This window comes from Chromohalobacter nigrandesensis, from assembly GCF_023061285.1.
Lineage (GTDB): Bacteria > Pseudomonadota > Gammaproteobacteria > Pseudomonadales > Halomonadaceae > Chromohalobacter > Chromohalobacter nigrandesensis.
Window position 1 is genome coordinate 1 of record NZ_JAKGAM010000050.1, and the last position, 518, is coordinate 518.

Below are 518 nucleotides of genomic sequence, written 5' to 3' on the forward strand. Positions count from 1 at the left end.
AGCCCAAGGATGGGCCAAGGGAAGCAGCGCAAGGAAGTAAAGAGCAACGTCACCGATAACGAAAGCGCCAAGATGACCACCAGCAAAGGGACGATCCAGGGCTATAACGGCGTCGCCACGGTGGATAAGAAACACCAGATCATCATTGACGCTCAGGCCTTTGGCGAAGGCCAAGAGCATCACACTTTGCAGCCGGTGTTGGAGGCCGTCGATGCTCGCTTCAAGACGCTGGGCATCGCGGACAACATCTACCAGCAAGGCACCGTTGTGACCGCGGATACCGGCTTCGCCAACGAAGCCAATATGAAGTACCTGCACGAACACCAGATCAATGGTTACGTACCCGACAACCAGTTCCGTAGCCGGGATCCGAAGTTCACCGATCAGAAAAATAAATACGGCAAGCGCCACCAAAACTTACCCGATAAAGGCAGGAGAGAGACGATACCGGCCAGCGCGTTCCAGTTCGATCCCGTGGCGCTAACCTGTCTCTGTCCAGCGGGCGAGAGCCTGACCTA

General features: G+C 56.0%; 1 protein-coding gene. It reads left to right on the plus strand.

Translation table 11 applies throughout. The annotated features are described in order from the left end of the window. The coding region (locus L1073_RS17150) for a transposase (RefSeq protein WP_425531598.1) at positions 1-518 on the plus strand (518 nt) is incomplete at both ends.